The sequence below is a fragment of the Pseudorhodobacter sp. genome, from assembly GCF_030452865.1.
Taxonomy (GTDB): Bacteria; Pseudomonadota; Alphaproteobacteria; order Rhodobacterales; family Rhodobacteraceae; genus Pseudorhodobacter.
In genome coordinates, this window is sequence record NZ_JAKDLJ010000234.1 from 1 (window position 1) to 5,744 (window position 5,744).

Genomic DNA, 5,744 nt, shown 5'->3' on the forward strand with positions numbered 1-5,744 from the left:
GGCGAACAGGCTGGTTATCAGCAAGAAGACATCGACAAAGGACATCACGGTTGCCTGCGCGCGCACGCGCCCCGCCATCTGCATCAGCGCGCCGGTTTGGCCATCAAGTCCCCGCGCCGCCAGATTGCCCGCCATCATGTTCAATTGGCGCATCGCCTCATCGTTGGTCCATGAAATCGCCTCCGACAGGCGCGCGTAGTGGAATGCACCGCGATCCGAAAGCACTGTGTTGATCAATGCCAGTCCGATTGCACCACCAAGATTCCGCATCAGGTTGTAAAGGCCCGATGCCCCTTTCATCTTGTCATGCGGCAAAGTGCCAAGCGCCAGATTGTTGATCGGCACCATACACAGCATCAGCGCCATGCCCCGCAGGATCTGCGGCCAGAACAGCTCTTTGAAATCCCACTCGGCGGTCAAACCGGTCAGCATCCAGGTAGAAAGCCCGAACAGCAGAAAGCCGATCAGCAGCATCACCCGCAAATCCAGTTTTGACGCCAGAAACCCCGCCAGCGGTGCAGAAAAAAACATCGCGATGCCTGAGACGAACACGGTTTCGCCAATCATCAGGCTGTCATAGCCACGGACATAGGCCAGAAACAGCGGGTAAAGATAAGTCAGCCCATAAAGCCCGATGCCCATGGTAAAGCTGAACACGCAGCCGACCGCGAAATTGGTGTCCTTGAACGCTGAAAAATCGACTATCGGTTCCGTCCGCGTGAAGGCACGCCAGAAGGTGACGATGCCTCCGACGACCATGACGACCGCCGTAGCAGCAATCACCTTGTCATTGAGCCAATCGTTCGACGGTCCTTCCTCCAACACATATTCCATTGAACCCAAAAACGCGGCAAGGGCGGCCAGACCCCACCAATCGAAATGGTCAAACAGCTTCCAGTTCGGGCGGTCGAAGTCGATCAGCATCCACGCACCGAATGTCACGCCGATGCCGGGAATGACATTGACCAGAAACAGCCAATGCCAGGACATCGTATGGCTGAGATAGCCGCCGATGGTCGGCCCGACAGTCGGTGCCATTGTGGCGATCAACCCGATGATGGGAGAGACGATGTTGCGTTTCGACGGCGGGAAGATCGTAAAAGCCGCCGCAAAAACCGACGGGATCATGCCACCGCCCAGAAACCCCTGAAGCGCGCGCCAGATGATCATCTCGGACATGGAGCCGGAGGTTGCACACATGAAACTGGATGCGGTGAACCCGGCAGCGGCAATCGTGAACAGGATGCGCGTCGACATTACCCGCGCCAGAAAGCCCGACAGCGGGATCATGATGACTTCGGCAATCAGATAGGCGGTCTGGACCCAGCTTATCTCGTCAATGCTCGCACCAAGCCCGGCCTGAATATCGGGCAACGAGGCGGAGACGATCTGAATGTCCAAGATCGCCATGAACATGCCAAAGACCATGACCATGAACCCGGCAATCCGGCGCGGGGTCAGTTCCGGCTCCGCATGTGTGGCAGCGACCGGCATCGGCCTACTTGGCCTTGCCCGCGGCAGCACCGGTGCGGTTGTCAACCTCGACCACGGCGGAAAGGCCCGCGCGCAGCAAGCCGCTGTCAATCGCGGCTTGCGGGATGTCGATGCGGACCGGAACACGCTGGACAACTTTGGTGAAGTTGCCCGTCGCATTCTCCGCCGGGATCAGCGAGAACACCGACCCGGTTGCCGGCGCGATGGAGGCGACCCGACCTTCGAAGGCCGTGTCCGGGATGCTGTCAAACCGGATGTGTACGGTCGCCCCTTGCGATATCCCTGCCATCTGGGTTTCCTTGAAATTCGCGTCGATATAAAGCGATTTCAACGGCACCAGCGCCCCAAGACGCGCGCCGGGTGTGACCAGATCACCGGTTTCCAGTGAAAAGCTGCCCAAGGTGCCATCGGCGGGCGCATGCAAGACCGTCAGATCAAGATTGCGTTGCGCCTGTTTTGCAGCCAGTTCCAACTCATGCCGTGTGCCTTCCGCCTCTGCCCGTTGCGCGTGCAAGACGCCGACCTGCGCTTGCGCGTTGGCCACAGCCGCATCGGCGCTGGCGACCGAAGCGGTCGCGGTGTCCAACGCCTCTACCGCTTTATCAAGCTGCGCCTGCGCGACGATATTGCCATTCGCGAGCTGTGAGACCCGGCCGGAATTGGTTTTGGCCGCGCGCAGTTGCGCCTGTGCCATATCCTGCATTGCACTGGCCTGCGCGACGCCTGCCTCCGCCGCCTTGGTCTGGGCGTCGATACGGAGCAGGGTTTTGCCCGCCGTATCCACCCTGCCCTTCGCCACATCCAGCGCGATCCGGTAGTCGCCGTCGTCCAGCCGCAACAGCACGTCCCCGGCTTTCACGGCGGCATTCTGGCCTACCGGCGCTTCGGCAACATAACCTTGCACGCGGCTGCTGATGAGGGTGATATCGGCAGCGACATAGGCATCATCGGTTTCCACCATGAAGCGTCCGGTTTCCCAATATTCCTTGCCGTAGAACCCGGCGGCAACAAGCGCAATCAGGACGATCCCGACAAGAACCAGCTTCTTCTTGCCCCGTTTGACCGGGGCGGCAGGGATTGCAGGTTCCCCTACCGGCGCCGCCTCGGCGGTGATCTCGCTGGCTTCGACCATATTTGGGGACCGTTCGTGGCGTGACATCAGATCATTTCCGGTTTCAAATGTTCAGCCGGGCAAACGTCGAATTACATCGAACCACCCGGTTCGATGGTTGACATATAGCGCAATAAGGACCATTTCAAGACTGAATCGAACCGATCAGTTCGAATTGAGGTTGAAATGAATGTGACATCGCCTGACCCCACCACCCCGCGCCGCCGTTCGGCTGGCGAAGACCCGGCCAAGCGCGAGGCAATTTTGCAAGGCGCGGCCCAGGTTTTTCTGGAAAGCGGCTTCGATGCCGCCAGTATGAATGACATTTGCCGCGCAGCGGGTGTCTCTAAAAGTACGCTCTACGTCTATTTCACCAGCAAGGAAGACCTGTTTGAGCGCCTGGTCGCGATCAAGGGCGACAAGCTGATCATGGGGTTGGAAGGCACGTTGCGCGGTGACGGGCCTTGTGCCCAGAAGCTGCGCGATTTCAGCTATGCCCTGTCCCGCATCCTGTGCTCGGATGAGGTGATCCGCGCGCAACGTACTGTGATCAGCATGGCAGAGCGGATGCCGGAGCTTTCGGACCGCTTCTATGAGGGGGGCGCTGCGCGGGCGCAAAAGGTGCTGGCCGGATTTCTTGAAGCGGAAGTTACGGAGGGGAGCCTGACGATTCCCGATATTGCCCTTGCCACCTACCAGTTGATCGAACTGGCCACCGCTGGTTTATGGCGTCCGCGCCTGTTCGGCAAGATCACCGACCCGCCGGATGAGGGCCGGTTGCGCCTTGGCTGCGACAGTGCCGTCGCGATGTTTCTGCGCGCATATAGTGCGCGTTAAAGCAGATATGTCGTCGGCACCATTCTGTCATGGCACTGCGGCAGCTTCCTGAATATACTTCACCGATGCGTATTCTCTGTGTCACCTCGGTTCGCAATGAAGGCCCGTTTTTGCTGGAATGGATCGCGCATCTGCGCGGTGCCGGGGTCACGGATTTCCTGATCTATTCCAATGATTGCGAAGATGGCACCGATCAAATCCTTGCGCTGCTGGATGCAGCGGGCGTCATCACCCATGTTCCGCAAATCCTGACTGAAGGGGAACGCCCGCAATGGACCGCCCTGCGAGCGGCGTGGAAACACCCGCTGCGCAAGGCTTGCGATTGGGCGCTGGTCTGTGATGTCGATGAGTTCGTCAACATCCACGCCGGAAACGGCAGGTTTGACGATCTGTTCGCGGCGGTTCCGGCAAACACCCAAGGCATGCTTTTGCCGTGGCGTCTGTTCGGCAGCAACAACCGGGTCTGGTTCGAAGACCTGCCCGTGACCGAGCAATTCACCGCGTCAATGACGGAAGCCGCGAATTACCCGATTGCCGCGACGTTCTTCAAATCCATTTTCCGGCTTGATGGCCCATTCAATCAATTCGGCGTTCACCGTCCGCGACAAAAGAACCCGGACAAGACCGAAAACCCGGTTTGGGTCGACGGCTCCGGCCAAGTGATGCCGGACATATTCAACGCCAATCCCAATCGGCTGTCGCTGTTCGGCTTGCCCAATGGCCGCGCTTTGGTGGAATGCAATCACTACTCGCTCCACTCCGCCGAGAGTTTTCTGGTCAAGCGCGCGCGCGGGCTGCCCAATCGCATCACAAAACCGATTGATCTGTCCTATTGGGTGGAGCGGAACTTCAACACCGTTGCCAATACCTCGATTTTCCACATGCGCGCCGCGACTTTGCAGGCGCTGGTCGCGCTGCGCGCGATCCCTGACGTGCAACCGTTGCACGAGGCGTCGGTTGATTGGCACAAAGCAAAATTCCAGGCGTTGATGCACTCCGCACCGGAGTATGAATTGTTCCACCAGATCATCACAGCCGGCAGCAGCCAAACGCCGCCGCCTGCGGTTGTCATGCAAATGGTGAAATGGTATCAAAGGTTTGTCTGAAGGTGGCGACCGAACCCGTTGCCCTCTCCGATCTTCGGATCGTCATCAGGCTACCGCCTGGGGCAGCGCTGCCTTACCCTACGGCAAAAGGATGTGATCAAATCCGCTTTTTCCTTTGATTTTTCAAACCGTCTGCGCAAGTATCCCCACGAATCGGGACATCTCAGGGGAGCAGATCCATGTCGCATACTGCCTGCAAAGCGGATCTCATCCTGCATAACGGTGTGATCTGGCGCGGTTTTGACGATGGGATCTGTACTGCCGTTGCGATCTGGCAAGGACGTATCCTCGCAACCGGAAGCGACGCGGAAATCCTTGTTTTGCGCGGAAAAGATACGAAGACCGTCGATTTGCAGGGCCAATTTGCCACCCCCGGATTGAACGACAACCATCTGCATCTGATGCCGCTGGGGATTTCGATGCAATGGGTCGACGCAAGCCCCGAGGCCGCGCCAACGCTGAAGGCGCTGCAAGATCGGATTCGCAAGCGCGCGGCTGAAACGCCCGAAGGCGGCTGGGTCATGGCGCGCGGATATGATCAAGTCAAGCTGGATACCGGTCGTCACCCCGACCGCAGTGAATTGGACGCTGCCGCACCGAAACATCCTGTCGTTCTGATCCGCGCTTGTGGTCACGTCTCGGTCGGCAACTCGCTGGCGTTGCAAATGGCCGGGGTCGATGAGAATACACCGGTGCCTTCGGGCGGTATAATCAAAAAGGTCAATGGTCGCCTGACCGGGCTTTTTGCGGAAAACGCCCAAAGCATGCTGCGCGGTGCCGCTCCGACCCCGAATGTGGAACAGTTGATCGAGGCGGCAGAACGGGCGGGCAACTACCTGCTGTCACAAGGCATCACCTCTTGTATGGATGCTGCTGTCGGCATGGTGGCCGGTTTCAGTGAGATCCAAGCCTATCACCTTGCCAAACGCGATGGGCGTTTGCCGGTGCGGGTCTGGCAGGTTCTGCTTGGTGATCCGGGCAAATCCATTGTGCAGGATTGCTTTAACGCGGGTCTGATCTCTGGTGTCGGTGACGACATGTTGCGGGTTGGCGCGGTCAAGATATTCCTTGACGGCTCCGCTGGCGGGCGGACGGCTTGGATGACAAAGCCCTATCTGGGTGAGGACCAAACCATTGGGGTACAAATCCTGCCCGACGATGTGTTGAATGGGTTGGTGCAGGACTACGTTGGCAAG

At 58.8% G+C, this 5,744-nt stretch carries 5 protein-coding genes; 3 read left to right on the forward strand and 2 right to left on the reverse strand.

What is annotated here, in order from left to right:
- Window positions 1-1,494, reverse strand: a 1,494-nt coding sequence (locus L0H65_RS13190; RefSeq protein WP_301459511.1) for a DHA2 family efflux MFS transporter permease subunit, incomplete at its 3' end; no start/stop codon positions are given.
- A gap of 4 nt (window positions 1,495-1,498) precedes the next feature.
- Window positions 1,499-2,626, reverse strand: coding sequence for an HlyD family secretion protein (locus L0H65_RS13195; RefSeq protein ID WP_301459512.1), 1,128 nt, complete (start codon window positions 2,624-2,626; stop codon window positions 1,499-1,501).
- Between the two features lie 165 nt (window positions 2,627-2,791).
- On the opposite strand from L0H65_RS13195, the gene L0H65_RS13200 reads away from it, so the two are divergent.
- The 3 genes from L0H65_RS13200 to L0H65_RS13210 form a co-directional block, all read left to right on the forward strand.
- Window positions 2,792-3,442 carry a TetR/AcrR family transcriptional regulator gene (locus tag L0H65_RS13200; protein WP_301459513.1) on the forward strand — a complete coding sequence of 217 codons (651 nt, stop codon included), beginning with the start codon at window positions 2,792-2,794 and terminating at the stop codon, window positions 3,440-3,442.
- Between the two features lie 29 nt (window positions 3,443-3,471).
- A complete protein-coding gene (locus L0H65_RS13205) occupies window positions 3,472-4,548 on the forward strand; it encodes a glycosyltransferase family 2 protein (protein WP_301459514.1) in 1,077 nt (358 codons plus the stop codon).
- A 179-nt stretch (window positions 4,549-4,727) separates the two neighbouring features.
- Window positions 4,728-5,744 (forward strand): amidohydrolase (locus L0H65_RS13210; protein WP_301459515.1); only part of this gene is annotated, 1,017 nt, incomplete at its 3' end.

Bases quoted from the DNA above. Each gene is read 5' to 3' on its own strand.
- L0H65_RS13195 (WP_301459512.1), bottom strand. From the start codon at position 2,626: ATGGTCGAAGCCAGCGAGATCACCGCCGAGGCGGCGCCGGTAGGGGAA.
- L0H65_RS13200 (WP_301459513.1), top strand. From the start codon at position 2,792: ATGAATGTGACATCGCCTGACCCCACCACCCCGCGCCGCCGTTCGGCT.
- L0H65_RS13205 (WP_301459514.1), top strand. From the start codon at position 3,472: ATGGCACTGCGGCAGCTTCCTGAATATACTTCACCGATGCGTATTCTC.